At 47.2% G+C, this 17,485-nt stretch carries 10 protein-coding genes and 2 pseudogenes; 2 read left to right on the top strand and 10 right to left on the bottom strand.

The window, feature by feature from the left end:
* Positions 1 to 3: 3 nt before the first annotated feature.
* The 7 genes from pglZ to K8W53_RS20200 are packed head-to-tail and all read right to left on the bottom strand — an operon-like array spanning position 4 to position 12,833.
* Positions 4 to 2,601: a BREX-1 system phosphatase PglZ type A gene (pglZ, locus tag K8W53_RS20230; protein ID WP_023224629.1), complete on the bottom strand. Its 2,598-nt coding sequence runs from the start codon at positions 2,599 to 2,601 to the stop codon at positions 4 to 6.
* Positions 2,601 to 3,170, bottom strand: coding sequence for a hypothetical protein (locus K8W53_RS20225; protein WP_023224628.1), 570 nt, complete (start codon positions 3,168 to 3,170; stop codon positions 2,601 to 2,603). Before K8W53_RS20225 ends, pglZ begins: the two co-directional genes overlap by 1 nt.
* Entirely contained in the window at positions 3,164 to 4,285 is a 1,122-nt protein-coding gene (locus K8W53_RS20220) for an AAA family ATPase (RefSeq protein WP_023224627.1), read from the bottom strand. The genes K8W53_RS20225 and K8W53_RS20220 overlap by 7 nt, the downstream gene beginning before the upstream one ends.
* Positions 4,285 to 7,941: a BREX-1 system adenine-specific DNA-methyltransferase PglX gene (gene pglX, locus K8W53_RS20215; RefSeq protein WP_023224626.1), complete on the bottom strand. Its 3,657-nt coding sequence runs from the start codon at positions 7,939 to 7,941 to the stop codon at positions 4,285 to 4,287. The genes K8W53_RS20220 and pglX overlap by 1 nt, the downstream gene beginning before the upstream one ends.
* Positions 7,942 to 7,989: 48 nt before the next feature.
* Complete coding sequence (gene brxC, locus K8W53_RS20210) at positions 7,990 to 11,604, bottom strand: BREX system P-loop protein BrxC (protein ID WP_052939500.1); 3,615 nt, start codon at positions 11,602 to 11,604, stop codon at positions 7,990 to 7,992.
* A gap of 12 nt (positions 11,605 to 11,616) precedes the next feature.
* Positions 11,617 to 12,219 carry a DUF1788 domain-containing protein gene (locus K8W53_RS20205; protein ID WP_052939499.1) on the bottom strand — a complete coding sequence of 201 codons (603 nt, stop codon included), beginning with the start codon at positions 12,217 to 12,219 and terminating at the stop codon, positions 11,617 to 11,619.
* Positions 12,216 to 12,833: a DUF1819 family protein gene (locus tag K8W53_RS20200; protein WP_023224623.1), complete on the bottom strand. Its 618-nt coding sequence runs from the start codon at positions 12,831 to 12,833 to the stop codon at positions 12,216 to 12,218. The genes K8W53_RS20205 and K8W53_RS20200 overlap by 4 nt, the downstream gene beginning before the upstream one ends.
* A 215-nt stretch (positions 12,834 to 13,048) precedes the next feature.
* Here K8W53_RS20200 and K8W53_RS20195 point away from each other — a divergent pair, with 215 nt between their 5' ends.
* Complete coding sequence (locus K8W53_RS20195) at positions 13,049 to 13,450, top strand: hypothetical protein (protein WP_124304412.1); 402 nt, start codon at positions 13,049 to 13,051, stop codon at positions 13,448 to 13,450.
* A gap of 838 nt (positions 13,451 to 14,288) precedes the next feature.
* Here K8W53_RS20195 and K8W53_RS20190 read toward each other — a convergent pair.
* Complete coding sequence (locus K8W53_RS20190; RefSeq protein ID WP_023224622.1) at positions 14,289 to 14,828, bottom strand: hypothetical protein; 540 nt, start codon at positions 14,826 to 14,828, stop codon at positions 14,289 to 14,291.
* Positions 14,829 to 14,865: 37 nt separating this feature from the next.
* Between K8W53_RS20190 and K8W53_RS20185 the strand changes: the two are divergent.
* Positions 14,866 to 15,645: pseudogene (locus K8W53_RS20185) on the top strand (phosphorothioated DNA-binding restriction endonuclease); the annotation flags it as partial.
* A gap of 479 nt (positions 15,646 to 16,124) precedes the next feature.
* Here K8W53_RS20185 and K8W53_RS20180 read toward each other — a convergent pair.
* Both K8W53_RS20180 and K8W53_RS23930 read right to left on the bottom strand, forming a co-directional pair.
* A complete protein-coding gene (locus K8W53_RS20180) occupies positions 16,125 to 16,841 on the bottom strand; it encodes a YebC/PmpR family DNA-binding transcriptional regulator (RefSeq protein WP_000532939.1) in 717 nt (238 codons plus the stop codon).
* A 559-nt stretch (positions 16,842 to 17,400) separates the two neighbouring features.
* Positions 17,401 to 17,481: pseudogene (locus K8W53_RS23930) on the bottom strand (SAM-dependent methyltransferase); the annotation flags it as partial.
* Positions 17,482 to 17,485 lie beyond the last annotated feature (4 nt).

The following is a 17,485-nucleotide window of genomic DNA, read 5'->3' as shown; positions in this document are numbered from 1 at the left end:
CACTTAAAAGAAGTCATCCTGAAATGCCAGGTCGATCGTGATTGGGTAGCGACCATACTCTGTTGCGCTGTCCGCATTCTCCAGGATCAGAACATACTTGTTTTTACGATTGAATGCCGTCCCCATGAGTTTCATGGTTACATCGCGGGTGCGTTTACCCATATCTTCGTTATCACTGTCAAAGCATACTGTTTCCGTACCGGAGACGACCTGGTTGTTTTCATCCACGATAAAGATATTCAACGTGCGCGGCTCATTTAACTCATTCACTGCCGTAGTCTGAATAAAACCAACTTTATCAATGCTGTTAACCAGTTTGATCACCTGATCCCGTGCTACAATGGACACGGGTTGTCGCTGGGGTTGCTTCTCAGCCGCTTTCTTTTCAAGCGCGCGAATCTTCAACACGGGAACACACACTTCCTGCAGCATGGCTCCGCCATGAACGAAACGAGCGCCCCCTACGAAGTGGAAACGCTGTACTCCTTTGGGTAACAGGAATTCACTCTCATCGCTTGCGCCTGCAGTATCAGCAAGTTTGCCGTGCCAGCAAAATTCATTTTCAGGCAGCTGATGACCCACAATAAAGCGCTTATTCGCTTCAATCGTGTCTTTGGCTTTACTTTCCAGCTTCGTTTTATCCTGCTCCACCAGCGCTTGTTGTTGGAACAAGAACCCATGATCGGCGGTAACAAAAATTCGGCTGGCATTAAATCGGCTACGCAGGCGTGAAACCAGATCTTTTAGCTCAGTGATTGCACTTCGGCAGGCCTCAAACGTTTTATCTTCCGTTGCAGCCTTATCACCCATGGCATCTATAGTGTCGTGCCAGATATAAACTACGGAAGCGTTGCGGATTTGTTCATTCACTTCCTGGTTATTGGCGTTCTGCAAATCCTTTGCTTTCAGTACCACTCCATTTACCTTCGCCAGAATAGCGGCTCGTTTATCGAACCCGTGGGTAGACATCCCATCGGCGTAGACTACGCCAGAATTATCAGGAAGGTAGCTCAACGACTCATGAGGCAACAGTGCGGCCATGCCCAGTTGGGTATAGCTTGGGAGTACTCCGGTCTGGGAGCGCAGCTCTGCGCTGAAGTGCTTCTCATGGTTAATATGCCTGCCCAGTTCTTCCGCCACTTCATAGCGCAGTGCATCCGAGATCACGACAAAAACGCGTTTCACCTGCGAGGTGTCAAACTGACGTTTAACATTCTCTTTATAGAAATTGCGCTGCAGGGGTATGCCACTAAACTGCCATGTCTGCATACGGTTTTCCGCTTCCAGCAATTTGTTCCAGCCGCGACTCAGCTCGGCCAGGTACCAATTGCTGTACAACTCTTCAATGAATTTATCCAGTTCATGCAGGATCATCGCCCCTTTGCTGTGCACCGGTGCGGCATATTCATTAAACAAACGATAGGTCTGATCGAAGCGATAAATTTCGTCGCAGTAGGCCTTCCAGAACGCGCCTGTATCGGGGAAATTAAATCCGTCAGTGTAGCGGTTACGCAAATTCAGCAAACGTTCCGCCTGACGAATAGCATTCCAAATAGAAAGATACTCTGGACGTGTCTGGCTCCAGTATTTAGCACTGCGCTCAGATACCAGTGCTTTAAACGCATCTCTGTCCAGAGTGGTGCTTTCTTCCTGCAGTTGTGTAACCAGACCACGGATAATAATTTGTTCAATGGCCTCGAACGTTTCGCATTTTGCCAGTACGTATGGTGAGCTGTGGTTGTAGTGCTCTTTTGGCTGGAGAGTCTGCTGCAAATCCTCAGCACAATAATCGTATTCTGCTTTATAGCGACGATCGTTGCGCCACGCCCCCATAAAGGCCAGTGAAGACGCCCGTCCAGCAGCGGTAACCAGCACATTTTTACTCAACCAGTCACGATGCGCTTCATCACCCTGAGCCCAGAGATCGGTACAGAACAGTTTCAGAATCAGGTTATCTAGGGAAGGAGATTCAGATTGGTACCCGAGCTCAATGCGAAGAATCTCCCAGAGTACCTCATCCAGGCCAAGTTTCTTCAGTACGGCGAAGGTGTTCTCCAGTGCGCTGTCATCCTGCTGCCGTGCCGCGACAAATTGCCGAATCAAAGCAAACAGAATCTCTTTGGTTTCAAAGGTACTGCCCCCAACCACCACTGCCAGCATTTTCTTATCGAGAGAGTTTTCCGTTTCGCGCTCGGTAACCCATCCCTTCAGGATCTGAGTTCGCTTGACGGTAAAGAAGGCTTTGCGGATCTGAATATGTTCGCGTAACCCCAACTGCGGGATACCCAGCGAATTCAGAGTGATCGCCGCATAATCAGCGTGGAATTCGGTGCTATAGAGGCGAATATCCAGCAACCAGTCCTGCTCGCGAGCGGGAACCTCACTGGTGAAATAGAGTAAAAATTTTTGCTCAGGCTCATCGATTTCGAGTCGTTTTTTTGTTGCGAGCACAGAAACGCCGCGCATATCCAGCAGCGTGACATTGTCGAGATCCAGCTCATTGAGTGAATCAGTGAAGCGTTGTTCCGGGTCATGCCAGAAGACGATACGGTTGTCAGTAAACTTCTGACGAAGCCCGGATTCCAGTTCTTTAAATTGCATTATTGATTCTCAAACCAGTCGACCAGTTCATGAGCGCTAGGGCAAGCAGGGTGTCTGGCAGAACTCTGAATATCAAAACCGTGATGCGTTACCATTCTTTTGGCAAATGCGGTTTTAGAACTCCCCGGTCCCTGCTTTCTTAGCTCACGTGAAATTTCTTTTAAACGATCCCATGGCATTTCAGTTGTAGCTTCAGGTAACTCTTCATTAAATGCGTCTACCTTAAGCCATTTTTTCATTGCCTCTGAATCGGCAAGAAACCAGGCCTCAACAGCTTTGACCGCGATAAACGAGATGTCGACATCTTGATGGGCAATTCGGGCCTGCACATCAGCAACAGATGCCGCATCTTCCAGATCGGTCAGAATACAGATCCGTTCAGCGCCGACATTTTTGAGCCTTGCAACGAAGTTATCGACATACTTCGGCAACAGGTTACCACCACCTTTGGCATCAATGACAGGAGTTACCAATTCAAAATCATTTGCGTGCAAAAATGCAATGAACGCTGGTGAGTTCACTATGATTAACTCAGTATCACCTTCAACGATAAACCCTACTTTTACCATGGCAAACCACCATCAAACATATTCATCAGCCACGCGGTATCCAGTGGGATTTCCTTCTTATCAATACCTGCATCAGAAGCGTGCTTCAACTGAGTTTTCCCATCTTTCTTACTTACAAACCACAGTTCATCAGGTTCCAGATTGCGAACAACAGATTCACTATGGGTAGTAATAACAATCGGATGATTCAAAGAGGCATTTTCACGCATCAATTGCACAAGTTCCCCAATGGCTTTTGGGTGGATGCCTCGTTCAGGCTCTTCAATAATGGTCATTCCCGTTTGCTGTGCCCGACTCAATATGGCCGTCATAATGCATAGGGTAAAGATGGTGCCGTCAGATATTAGGTGGGCAGGAAAACGGGCATGGGTTCCCTCTTCTTTGAAGGTTAGTACCGTCGAACCATCTAATTTTTGTTTTTCGGTCGATACATTTTCCATCCCCGGAACTATGAGCTCCATCCACTCCAGTATTTGCTCTTTAAATTCGCTATTCGATTCGAGAGCAGCAAGCACAGAAGCAATGTTTCGGCCATGACTGTCCAGAAATGTTGAGTCGGTTTTGGCGCTATCGGGCTCTTTAGCTCGTAACGGATCGATGCGAAAAACGACAATATTGGTCAAAAAAGCGTACAGTTCACTTTTCCCCAGTAACATTAGTGCCGTCATATCCGACGAGTAGTTAGGGATTAAGGTCGCTGGGGTTTCATCATCATCGCTCAGGCGAATCATAAGAGTATCTGGGTGCTTACGATCAATATGAATATCTCCATCAATAACCAAGCTCTCAGTTATCACTGGTTTTTTATCCATATTTTTGATCGTCAGATCATAGATAAACCGTTTACCTGTCAACTCAATATCAAGATGAATAGACGCCGTAGTCCGCTTTTCTTTACGCAGCTTGTAGCAATGAATCTGCTTAAAACCGCCAAAATCACGGATTGCTTGTGTCGCACCGGTTTTCACTACGGCACCAAAAAAAGCCAATGCATCGGTAATGTTACTTTTGCCAGCGCCGTTCGCCCCGGCAAAAGTAATAAACGGCGGGCTTTCCACAAGGGAAAGCTCCGCGATACTCTTGTAGCCTTTAATAATCAGGGGATGTTGATCCATTATGCCTCCTGTGGAGCACTGCCGGTGATCGCCTTCACATCCGCCAGCAGATCGCCAAATTTGCCGTAGTTAATCTTAACGCCGTCATCCAGATCAATAGTGATACGTCTATCAGCATAGTGACGCAAGCGATCGTCAAAATTGCGTAGCTCGTTGAATTTTTTGGTCAACCCATCCAGTTCTTTTTTCAGGCGTGTGGTGGCCGCACCTGATTCAGCATTCTTAAGCTGATCGTTTACCAGATCGATATTTCCCTGATAGCGCGCAAGCAGTGGAACCACGTATTCGGTTCGCATACGCGACAGAGTGCCTTCATTATAACGGTGCAGGTACACCAGGCACTCAAACGCTTTCTCTTTACCGGAGCTGAACAGCCAGTAAATCGGGCGTTTTTTGTACATCTTCATATGATCTTTCCAGAACTGCGTGGAAAGATAGCGGCGGATAGTATCTAGCGAAGATTCGCCTTTTTTCGGCTTGACTGCGTACAAACAGAGGCTTTCGGCGATGAAATCGAGGTTTTTCTGCAGATGTTCTTCGCCCCAGACTGTGCGAACGAACTCTTTAACGCGGGCGGTAACATCGTCGTCGAACCAATCGGAATCCATCAGCGGTAGGATACCGTCTTCATCGGCGGGGAAGGTTTTATAGGCGCCTTCGGCGACTAATTCGACAAAACCTTTGTTGCCTTCATGGGCGTAGACCAAGCCTTCACGATCGAGGGAGTAGCGGCCCATTTGGCAGCCAATTGCGTAAGATATGAACTCAACAAATGTATCTGATTGGAAACGTCCATGGAAACCGTTACTTTCTTCCCCGCTATAGCGGTAGTCTGGATTGCATGTAAGAGTGATATTTTTAATATCCACATTAGGGCTTACATTCTGAGATAATCCATATATAGAAATAATTTTTTTATTATTCTCTACTTCCAAGTTGAGAAGCTCGCTAATTGTTTTTTTATGGGAGTCTATTAACTCAAAGTAACTATTGGCGATGTTGTTTTTTTTCTTTTTAACCAGCAGATTTCTTGAGTAATCCCAGCTATCTTCATAATTATCCCAATCCTCTTTTGATATAGATAGCAAGGTATCAATCTGAGGAATGGATAATAGTTTGACAGGAAGAGAATTTATGCCAATAGAGCTATAGTCTAAGGTTGGGCATAATATATCCAGGAAGTCCTGGATGACATTGCTATTTAATAATGACAAAAATGCTTTCACATTTCCATCTTTAGGAAAAATCCCTGACCCTTTTGTATCAAACAAGAAGCCAGTATTAGTATAGCGTGCTGAAAAAAATCCAGAACTCAGAGATGAGTAGTTAATGCACTCTAAAAAATAATACTCTTGGTTTTTTAGACGTCCTCCAGGACGAAGTTTGTTTAATTCTTCAACGAAATCTTTAAGTTCTTCCCCATCATTTTTCCAATTGACCACATATTCATGATTTCCATACCAACGTCGGAAGGTTCCCCCCTTGTTATATGGATACCATTTTTGATGACTGACTTGTGATTCATTATGTGTTCTACAACCGAATTTGATATTTTTATGACTTACTTCAGTCCAATATCTTAAAAATCTCTCATTGTCTGACGTGGCCATTCCTTGTTTTGCATCAGCCATTTCTTTCAGTTTTACTTCATGAAAAGCATTAATTAATTTATTCCCAGCCCAATAGGCAATTGGCGTGCCTGGGATTTTTTTGAAGTCATTCTGCGCCGTGCTATTAAATTGGTTGTCCCGCTTAAGCAAAGAGTTTTGTTTTTGTTCTTCATTACCTTCAATCAGGCGGAAAAATACTGGCTGATAACGTTCGGTATGATTATTACTAATCACCCAGGCCGTAGTCTGCACAACTTCACCAGAAATTTGCCCAAAAGCCCGCGCCCCTAAATGTGCCATAGTGATCAAGGTCTTATTCGCTAATAACCAGCCACGAAGCGCTTCATAGCTAGACAGGAACATCCATGACTGCATATTCACTTGCGCATTAAAGCCGTTCTCTTTGAGCAAAGAAAATGCATGCTGCATAAACATCGCAAACAAATCTGACTTGCTGTCCGGGAATTGTTTTTTTGCAAACTCTTTCAGTTCGCCATTCATTCCTTTCCCGCCCATATACGGCGGGTTTGCCACCACCGCATCATAACGCTGCGCCAGAATCCACGCCTGCTGGATATACGGGATCAGCTCCGCCGCTGCTTCTTTCTGCTGAATATCCCCTTCAACAGCCAGACGATACAACCCATCCAGGAACGCTTTCAGCGCCGCTTCATCTTCATGTGAAACCTGAATCAGCGATCCCAACGTTTTTGCGCTGGTAAACAATGCCAGCGTTCGCATCAGCAGCTTATATTCCGCGCTGTCGGTATTGGTCAGTGCCGCCCCTTCTGCAAACATATCTCCCATGCTGCCACGCTGCACCTGCTGGTGGAAGTTCAGCTTGGTCCACAGTTCTGCAATATCCAGTTTACTTTCCTGCAGGGAAACGATATTCAGGCGAACGCCACGGCCCAGAATACGACGATCGTCCTGACGTGCCAACATCAGCATCGCAAAACCGGAGAGCTGTGCGGCACGGTCGTCGATGTCCAGGCCGAAAATATTGTTTTCCAGAATCAGCTGCGGAATGTCACGGGTACGGTAACCGCGCTCTTCGTAAATGGCCTTCAGCACGTTATAGGCTTCTGTCAGGATATGCCCGGAACCGCAGGCTGGGTCCAGTACCTTAATGCTTTCAGGCTCAATGCTGGATGGAGTGATCTCAGCCAGCTGTGCCTGCACCTCTGGCGTTTGCTCCGCTGGCTCGATGTAGTACGGCATTTTGCCTTTCAAGCTGGAATCAGGGTAGGTTTGCAGCCACTGGCGACCCACCGAGTTCTGCACCAGATACTGCACAATCCAGTTCGGGGTAAACAGCTGAGTGGCTGCGGGAATATCTTCGCTCTTTACCACCTTGCCGATCACGTCATCTTTCTTCTCTGAGATGTAAAACTGATACAGCCAGCCGATCACTTCGACCTGTTCCCAGTCTTCTGCAGGAATGGTGTCTACCAGCCCACGTAGAATGGAGTCGGTGCGGGTCAGATTATCCGGCAGCACTAGCTCAATTTCATCATTAACTGCTTCGAACAGGAAAGGCATTGCACCGTGCAACGCATGACACTGGGCAAGCAACAGTTCCCGGTACAGCTCTTCGTCACGATCGCCCGCCAGCTTCATCTCCACCAGGCGCACTTTGTCCAGCCCAAGAGCATCAGCCACTTCCGGCACATGATCCAGCACCTCAAAACCCCCTGCCAGCGTCGGGTGAGACAGCATACGGAAACCGTGCTCCAGATAGCCATGTAGCTCCATATAGCGAATAGCGCAGAAGCGGTTAAACCAGGTGTAAGCAATGTGCTCCACCAGCACGTCGTAGCCCTGCTTTTCTGCACGCTTGACCAGACGCTCACGGCGTGACGCCAGTGACTTATCCAGCGAAAACTGACCATAACGCACGCTGTCGCCAAGATCGGTTGCCTGCGTAATCTGTAAATTACCTTTTTTATCGGCCTCAATACCCAGCGTAGTCAGTTTTTGCATGACCGCATCACGGAACTGTTTACGTGCCACCGGGGCGTATTTTTTGATGTTTGACGTATTCATGTGGAGTCCTGAAATGGGCAGACAACGTCTGCCCTGAACATGGGGAAATTACTGAAGCTGTACGCGTTCGCCTGCGTTAATGGCATCCATGAGCGTTTTACGCAGCTGTTCCAGCGCTTTGTCTACCTGTTCGGCGTTATCCAGCGTTGTCACACCCGCAGCTCGTTCCATCGTTTTACGCGTGTTCACGTAGATGGTCTTTTTCAGCTTGGGTTCAGGCTTAACTACTGGGTCGATAACCCCTGGCTGAGGGGCGGGTTTGGGTTCTGGCACTTTCTTACGCTGTTCTTCAACCCAACCGTTCAGTCGTTCGTTTGCTTTAAATTGTAGCGCCCGAACCTCAGCCTGTTCTTCCATGATTTGCGGGATCAGACCGTTCTGCTCTACTTTCTTACGCGATTGTTGCATCGGGTGCAAAAGCGAGTGCTGCAAGTCAGCAGGGACGAGCATCTCTAGCATGCTTTGCTTCAGTTCATTGATATGGACATCGATCTGCTGCAGCGCATGGTTTCGGTATTCTTCCACCAGACGCTGGTTGATGGTTTCAACGGTTTCAATCAGCGGGATAATCCGGTGCAGCTCTCCGTAAGGTCGTGCCTTACTGTAGATGCCCTCCAAATCCTGCAACGCCTTTTGAGCCGTTTCGTCTTTATCCAGCGCATTACGGTTAGCTTTAAAACTGCCATTTAATGCCGCACTCAAGCGCTGCCAGGTGGCGTATTGGTTTTTGTAGAAGCTGACCAAATCGTCCCAGTCTTCCGAGAAATCTTTAAGATCGTCGGCCGCTGTGGTGATTTTTTCAATGACCGCGTATTCCTCTTTCTCGTTAAGGATCCCGTTCAGCAATACCAGGCCTTCTTCTATCTCTTTACGGCCAGGGTTTTGTCCACTCTCTGCACGAGTTTTAAAAACAGTCAGTTCGCTCTTCCAGCGGCCAAAGAGTTCGCGAATATGAGAGACCAGCGGCTGCTCTTCACGCTCGTTAAACGGTTCTCCAGCAATATCAGCCATCAGTTGCGCGGCTTTAGTCAGCTGCGCTTCGTCATGGCGACGTACTTTATGCAAACGCAAATCGCTGTAACGACGTGAATTATTAAACGCGTCCCACGCCTGCTTCAGTGCGATTTCACTGCCTTGCAGAGTGAAGCTGTATTTTCCGCTGCGCGCCAGCCGAGCAACCAGCAATTTGACCTCATCTTCCGGCCAGCCAAATGGGCGACGGCCAAAAGTGGTGAGGATATCCCGCAGGTAAACTGGCTTATGAGTCTCAATACTCATACTGATCCAGTTATCCACTTCACGCATTGCCTCAGGATTGGACTCTTCCATTTCCCCGAGGTCGAGCTGGGTATCATTTTCTACTGTCAACAGCGCGTGAGTTTCACGATTTACGTCTCCGGTACTCAGACGCAGCAATTTTAGTTTGGAGAAACTGTTCTCGATAACGTAACTGCAGGCTGCATCTACGATAGCTAACGGCGAAGAGGATTTCTTATCCAGCCGTTCGCCCAGCGCCCAGACATCAGCCTGAGTCAACAAGCCTTCGATCTGCGCCTTCAGTGTTTTTTCGCGCATGCCATTTTCACGGCCTTTTTCTGCCAACAGCGTTGCCTGTTCCGGACGCTGTCCGCTTTGCTTGCTAAGGAAGGCTTTGGTCTGCGCGTACATGGTCAGGTCTTGCCAGGTACGAGCCTCATCAGGCAGACAAATTAAGATGCAGTCTTTGCTGTCCGTCATCAGCAGACTATTAGAATGCGCACCCTTATAGCTCTCGTAGTTCGAGTCCAGTGGCGTGAGCACTTTAACCACCAGATCGTTAAGATTCACACCATCCAGTGGGTGCCCGTTACAGAAGCGACTGATATCAAAATCCTGCTTATTGACTGGATAGCGATATCTTTTATTCTTCAGGATCTCTTCGAAAATGATGGTTGAGAGTTGCTTATTGATGGTGGTGAATTCCACGTCAATATTGCGGATTTCGTTTTCAATCTCTTTTTCTTCGTTAGTGAGAAAAACAAATTTGTCATCAATACGCGAGATCAGCATCTCAGCCTGCAGACGATTAAGACTGGCTTCAATCTGTCGACGGAGTTCCACTTTATCAGTATCAATACGCTCGATAGAGAGCGTAACGAGATTGTCGAGAGTACTTTTCAGCACATCGACGTAACGGATCAGGAACAGCGTCTTTAGTAGTTTGCCGTCAAATTCCGTCAGCGACGGAGACTGGCAGGCCTGAATGATAGTGCGGCTAACCGCAGGTTCCAGGAAGCTTTCGATCGCGGAGTAAAAGCGCCAGAACGGGACCAGACTATCCAGACCATCTGCGGAGATTTGCACAGCTGCCGACTGGAAGGCATCCAGCAGAGAGCGCTCCCCCATTGCTAACTGTTTACCTGCGGCCCCTTTGGTTCGGATTGATTCAAAGACCTTTTGCAGGATTTGGTAATGCCACGGTACAAACGGATAGTTATCCACGAACTCGCGGCTGTTTGTATAGGCTCGCAGCGTAGCTGTCGTTGTCGTGTCAAACGCCAACTGGTTACGCAGAATATCGCCTTTTTCCTGCCAGATAGTTTCCAGCTCCGGTATTGCCGCATCGGTTTTCACCAGCAAACGTTTCTGAATAACTTCTGAGGTATTCGAGCTGGAGAGTTGTAAGCGCGTTGAGAAACGCCCCTGAATCTTGGAGAAATCCTGACCGTCGCGACTGCTCATACCGCCAATGGCGGCATTGATGTCGGCCTGGGAGGTCACAATCACCCATGCGCGTCCACCGCAAATAACGCCCAAGTTTTCGGTGATGGTTTGCAGCTTCAGCATCATCTGGGCATCTTTACCAATGAACTGCCCAACTTCATCGACCATAAACAGGATGTTGCGGTTGCCTTGACTATCCAGCCACTCTTTAACCCACGTACAGAAATTTTTGATATCCAGAGGGAAGTTCTTATCAAGTTGCTCGATCCACTGGCGAGAAGACTCTTCACTCTGGCCTGTAGCAACACTCAGCGCCTGAGCCATCTGATCGTTTATCATCAGATAAACATCACGTTCATCTTCCCAACGAGAGCCAGTAATATCCGCAAAGGCGGCTTTAAAGGTATCAAACTGTCCACGCTTATCGAGCTCACGTTCCAGGTGTGCAATATGCGGGAAGTCCCCACAATAACCAGCCAGTTCGTTAAAAACTTTCAGAAAGACTTTGAGGATGGCATCCACGCCATCTTCAACATTCGCACGTGAGTCAATATTGAATAGAACGACATCAGTCGGATGCTGAACCGATTTCCGAATATCGGCCAATAGCAGGGCATCATCAATTTTCTCTTCAAAGAAGGAGAGCGCATTACGCGTGACTCCATTGTGGCTAACTTCGCGGTTCGCCAGCAGATAGGAAAGAATCTTAATGAAGTGTGATTTACCGGACCCAAAGAAGCCTGAAACCCAGACGCCCATTTTGTCGGCAAGCTGTAATCTGCCTGGTCCAGTAGCTGGGGCATAGACTTCAAAGAACTGACGCAGGTGACCATCGAGCTCCCGAGTAATGACGTACTCATCCAGTTCTATCCAGGCGCTTTCGTCGTCAGTCTGCTCGGCTTTAACCACGCCGTTAATATTACGTTTTAGCGGTTTCTCAAAAATTTGTTCAATATTCATTGCTGTCGTCTTTTAACGAGGAGTCAAAGTCGCCGCCGGTCCGGTTTCGGGTACCAGTCTGAAGGCGCGGTAATAGTTACGGGAGTGAATGCCATCGAGTGGTGAAAGAGCATATCCGCTGTAGGTGCCTGGATAGAACATCAGCAGTGGTGTAAACCCCATCACGTCCTGAAGCGTGCTCATTAGCTCATGACCACGAACCAACGGCCAGGCGTTACCGAGGCCCGTCAGAATGACAAATTGCTGCGCCGGAAGATCGACAGTGCGCGCAATATATTCCGCGATTTTTTTCTGGCTCAGTGGGGCTGCCAGATGCTTTTTCAGTGTTTCCAGGCCAAGTTCAGGCTCTCGCTGGCAGATACGGTCAAAGAGCTTACGTTCTTCCAGCATATCGATGATGACCTGGAAGATATTTAACGTTTTATAGGTGTACTTTTTATCCAGTTTTTTGAATAAAAAGTGAAGGTATTCGCGGACCTGAAGCTCTTGCTTTGCCGGATAATCAAAAATCCAGAAGCCAATCTCATTACCGGAACCTTGGTTTTTCAAAAAACGGTCGTCGCCGATACGTTCTTCTAACTGTTTTAATCGATATTCAAGGATCGGGTCATTCATACGTTACCCTCCAGAATAGGGAGCAGTTCGGCTTTATTTAAACGATGCAAGGCCGCTGCAACATCTGGTAGAAGGAAAACGTTTTGTAAATTGCGGCGGCGTGGGCTATCCAGGTAACCAGCTTCTGCCAGTGCCTTAATCAGATTGTTACCCATTTTTTGGATAGATGAATCAGAGAAAGCAGCCAGCTCCGGGTGCAATCGCAGATTCTCATCCACAAATTCACTCCAGCAGTTCATACCAAGTTTTTCTTTAAACTGTTGACGAGCCGGATTTACAACCTCAGCAATAAACTCCGCAACAATTGGAGACTGGATCATCAATGCAACCAATAGCATTTGTAGACGTTCGCTTTCACTGCCATCAGCAATCAGTTTCCAGCACCCCCGATCCAAGGTCATTAATCGCAGCCTTAAGGTTCGGGCATAACGATTTGCAGTGCTTGTGGAGGAAGCCTGAAGAATATTTTCATTGATTATTTGCTGCTGCCAGGTCGTTTCATCAGGTTCAGAAAGCAACAGTTCAGCAATGGTTCGGCTCTCTCGGACCATCAACGAACCGCCCAGCAGATCGCCAATCCAGCGTTTGTCATTTTTTATCATGGTGTTTGTCATCAAAAATCCGGAATGCTGCTCGCAAAAATCAAGTAATGATTGTAATCGGCATGCAGGTGATATGCCATGGTTAGGATCAGAACAAATGGGTGATTTATTGATGATGATTATCGAGTGATCCTGATCATAGATTTAGAGCGCAGTTTCCGGTTTGATGCCTTCACGAAGGCCTCACACTGAGTGAGTTTAAGAAAAGTAACTGAAGGTAAGCTAGAGTGTCGAAAGCCAATAATCCGGGATTTGTCTTATCACCTTACTCCCAGAAAAAAATCCTTAAAGCATTAGGAACTCACCAACAAAAGACCGACTCTTCTGCTAAACGACATGGGAAACCGACTCGCTTTAATATTGCGACCAGCGATTACGATAATCTCGTTAGCGGCGAGCACGGTCCGCTGATACTAAAAGTCCGGAGGGGAAAAATCGTCACCGAAAAACATTACTGTGCTGAATGTCACAGTTACATTAGCCCAATCCGGGCATATGCCGACAGTAACTATGGAAAAGTGCATCTTTGTACACCCTGCCACCTTGCTGCATTCAATCGCAGTTTTGGTCATGCCGATGCGATGCCCCTGAAGTTGGACCATGCGCATGCACATAAGGGAAAGTGGTAATTTTCAAGGTATCCTTCATTTTTGTATTCAGATGGCATCAGGACGATGAATATTTCTGGAGTGAAATTGCGCTATACAGATTGGTCGGAACTCATAAGCAGGGGCATTGTGCCCCCGTTATTGATGGAGTTTCGAGAATGGCACGTACACGCGCCCTGCGCCGCCACCATGAGCGGCGTTTGAAAGCAATCCGCAGGCATTATAATAATGCTGGAAGTTGTTCGTCGACGCATGTTGGCATGGTTTACCACACTCCCTGTTCGTGTAGTTGTTGGATGTGTGGACATCAGCGTAAAAATCATGGGATGAACCGGCAGGAGGTTAGAGCCCGCCTGCGTTACACCGATTGAGAGGGCATATGCGTTATATACAGGAGCATTGGTAACAACCTTTAACGGGAGTTATCTATGTCCAATTTTAATACCAGAAAAGATCGCGATCGGAATGGAAATCCGCTACCACATTATCGAATCAACTATCCCAGCAGTGAAGGGATTACTTATATCCATTACCGTGACCGCAACACTTCGAGTCTACCTCGCTGGGATGCAACAAAATCGCCAGGCTGGTGGAGGCGGCTAATGACTACACGCCCACGTCGTGCTGCAAACCGTATTAACGTGGTTCGCGTGTTGCGTGGAGCTGACCCTGATGGCCTGTTATGGCGCACAGGGAACCGGCCGCAGATCTATTTTTATTGAAAATCAACCCGCCGTCCTGGCGGGTTGATTCATATCAGAAGTCTGTATGCCGCGTGGAACGGAGTCAATTTATCCGATGCGCTATCGGTGTGAATGGGCATAGCTCATTTGGTACGACACCCAGCCAATACTCGCTATCAGATTAAAGCAATGTAATCTTCAATTTGTGGCTGTAACACCCAGAATTCCTGTAGCTTCTGATCTGTCCACGATATCAGCGATTCCGTGGATAACCGGTGTAACTCCTTCCATTCGTTGTGATCGATACCAGTTGCCAGTTCAGACCAGCACAACAGCGTTAACCGCTCTCTGAACCCTGGCCCCCTGAATTGTTGAAATAATGACTGTAGCTTGTTGCTGAGGCGACGCATCCCCAGTTGCTCGCATTCACTGAGCAGCACACCCGGCAGTAGTAACGGCATCAGGTTTTTGTTGATGTCCTGCGCCACTGTTATTGGTGCTGTTGTCGGGATATTGAGAACGCGCTGGAGGCCTTCAGGGAGCAGCAGCTCGGCAAGCTCACTACAGGGCAGTGTGCAGATCACCATCGTCAGCGTATGCCAGCGGATAATCTCGGGCTGGCACTGACCATGAAGGATAGCCGGGCGAGTGTAATCATCCAGACAGGCCTGATAGTGGTTGAGCAGTACATCATGACGGGCCGTGGTTTCTTTCATCGATCGATACCTTGTAAAGCCGACAGTAATAAATATCGGTGTCCTCTCGCACTATCGGCAGGGTCACAATCACCTGTTTGATTATGGTTCTGAAATTCATGAGCAATTGCTGGATTTGCTGGAGCGCTATGGGCCACAGCGCCGTGAACAGCGCCCGGATATGCCGTTCTGGCGTTTGAAGGGCGATGGTTTCTGGGAATTGCAAAACGCGGAATTCTGCTCAACCAGCGGTAGCCGCCAGCCACCTAAACGTGAACTCATTGAATATAATGTTGCTGGTGGGTTTGATGCCGTCAATTTCGCGCTGGTAACAAAAAAACGTAAGCTAATCGACGCGCTGGCGCAGCAGATCCTTGAGGCGCATTTTCCGACCAGTATTCAGGAAGACATCGCTGACGAGATGGGTTTTGATATTCGCACCTCTCTCCGTCAACGCGATCCGAAGTTCCGCCAGGCGGTGCTACGAGCTTACAATTATCAATGTGCGGTCTGCGGCTTCAATATGCGCCACGACAACGCCCCTATAGCCCTTGAAGCAGCCCATATCAGATGGAAGCAGCATCATGGTCCTTGTGAAGTACCTAATGGCCTGGCGTTGTGCGCAATTCATCATAAAGCGTTCGATCGCGGTTCGATTGGCCTGGATGAAAATATGCGCGTGGTGGTTTCCGACGCGGTGAATGGTGGCGGAGTGGTACAGCGGCTGTTCTGGGATTTTGCGGGGAAAGAGATCGCGTTGCCGCAGATGAAAGAAAATTATCCGGGTGAACGGTTTGTGGAATGGCACAAGAGGGAGGTGTTCAGAGGAGGGCATTGATCTGGGGGAGTATTTTGAGTGTGGTATACGTTATCTGTTAAAAATAGCTCCACATCAAAGGCATCAAAGTAATCGGCCACGGTTCTCGTACTATGGTCTGTAGCGCGCTGGTGGAGTCACACCTGTGGTCAAGCGACGCGTAGAGCGCCAGATGAGTCATCATGAGCGCAAGCGGAATTTATGAGGCGCGGCATCTTAAAGAGCACGGGGAGATTGTAAGTAGCCTGATATTGCTGGCTTTTGCTTAGCTTGCTGACGGGATTCGTCGTATGAAGCATGAAAATTACCTCATGTTTTATATAAGGATTCGACACTATATCAAAACCGGTAACTCTCAACCTTTTAAGGCTATGTGTCAGATCAGGTCATGATAAGACACATAAATTTAAAAATCTATATATCTGGCCAGATAGGCTTTTTTATAACAGCTTTATAAATTAAACAAATCTGCCATAGAGACAGATTTGTTTAATTTATAATTAGAGGTTTGCAACGTTATGATATACTTTTTGCACATCATCATCATCTTCAAGGGCATCAACAAGTCCTTCAAAGATTTCTAAATCTTCTGGTGAAAGTTCAACTTCTGATTGAGCAATCATTTCTAATTCTGTTGTTGAAAATTCAGTAATTCCAGCTGCTTTTAGCGCTGCAATTCCTTTGTGCAGGTCTGTAGCTTCAGTATAAATAACGATGTTTCCTTCTTCTTCGGTTACATCACGAACATCAACTTCAGCATCAAGCAAAATTTCAAAAATATGGTCAGGGTCTGTTCCTTTAAATACAATCACTCCAGTATTGTCAAACATATAGCTGACAGCACCTGCCGCTCCGATATTCCCGCCTTTTTTATTAAAAATTGTGCGGATATTAGCAATCGTACGGTTAACATTAGACGTCAACGTTTCAGCGATAACCATTGAACCATTGGGTCCAAAGCCTTCATAACGCCCTTGCACGAACGTTTCATCTCCGCCACCTTTGGCTTTATCAATGGCTTTATCAATAACATGTTTTGGAACCTGTGCTTGTTTCGCACGTTCAATAACGAATTTTAAAGCTGAGTTTGATTCCGGGTCTGGTTCACCTTGTTTAGCCGCAGCATAGATTTCTACACCAAATTTTGCATATACTTTAGACGTTGCACCGTCTTTAGCCGTTTTCTTAGCAACAATATTTGCCCATTTACGTCCCACTGGAAATATCTCCTCAAAAAATTATTTACATTAATGGCAGGTTAATAACCTGCATGTTTTTCTGCCGTATTATATCATAATATATAAATTCTCGTCTATGAGAAATAAAAATATCCAGCTTTTACGGGGGATTACTTTGATTTTAACAATAGCTAATATGCTGGATAAGTTATTTTGTAATTTTCTTCTGGTTCTTTTTTTATTCTTAATAATTGAATTGCAGCAATAACGTCTTATTGATGGTGGTGTCGTTCATCAGGTGAGGTGGAACGCTTGCACGTCTTGCGACATATTGTGGCAGAAACTTAATGGCGAAATTAAGAGCCTATCCCATTAGGGCTATTTTACTTGCCATTTTGGACCTGGGCAGTGCTCAAAATCCTCACGTACTACGTGTACGCTCCGGTTTTTGTGCGCTGTCCGTGTCCAAACTGGCTGCGCCAATAATGCCTGGTGGGATAGTCTCTAAGACGATATATTCCCGCCTTGAGCCGTGTTAATTTGTTGCATACTTTTAAACGGAGGTATACCTCTTGTAGGCTATACCTCCTGCTTCACGTTATCGCGCGATTAACGCAAATACGCCCCAGCCAAAGTATTCTCGCGTCCAGGTGACGTGACGTTTGGGGGCTGCCGTCAGTGTC

The organism is Salmonella sp. A29-2 (assembly GCF_020150755.1).
Taxonomy (GTDB): domain Bacteria; phylum Pseudomonadota; class Gammaproteobacteria; order Enterobacterales; family Enterobacteriaceae; genus Salmonella; species Salmonella enterica.
The sequence above is the reverse complement of the archived record's forward strand: the minus strand, read 5'-3'. Positions and strand labels throughout refer to the sequence as shown.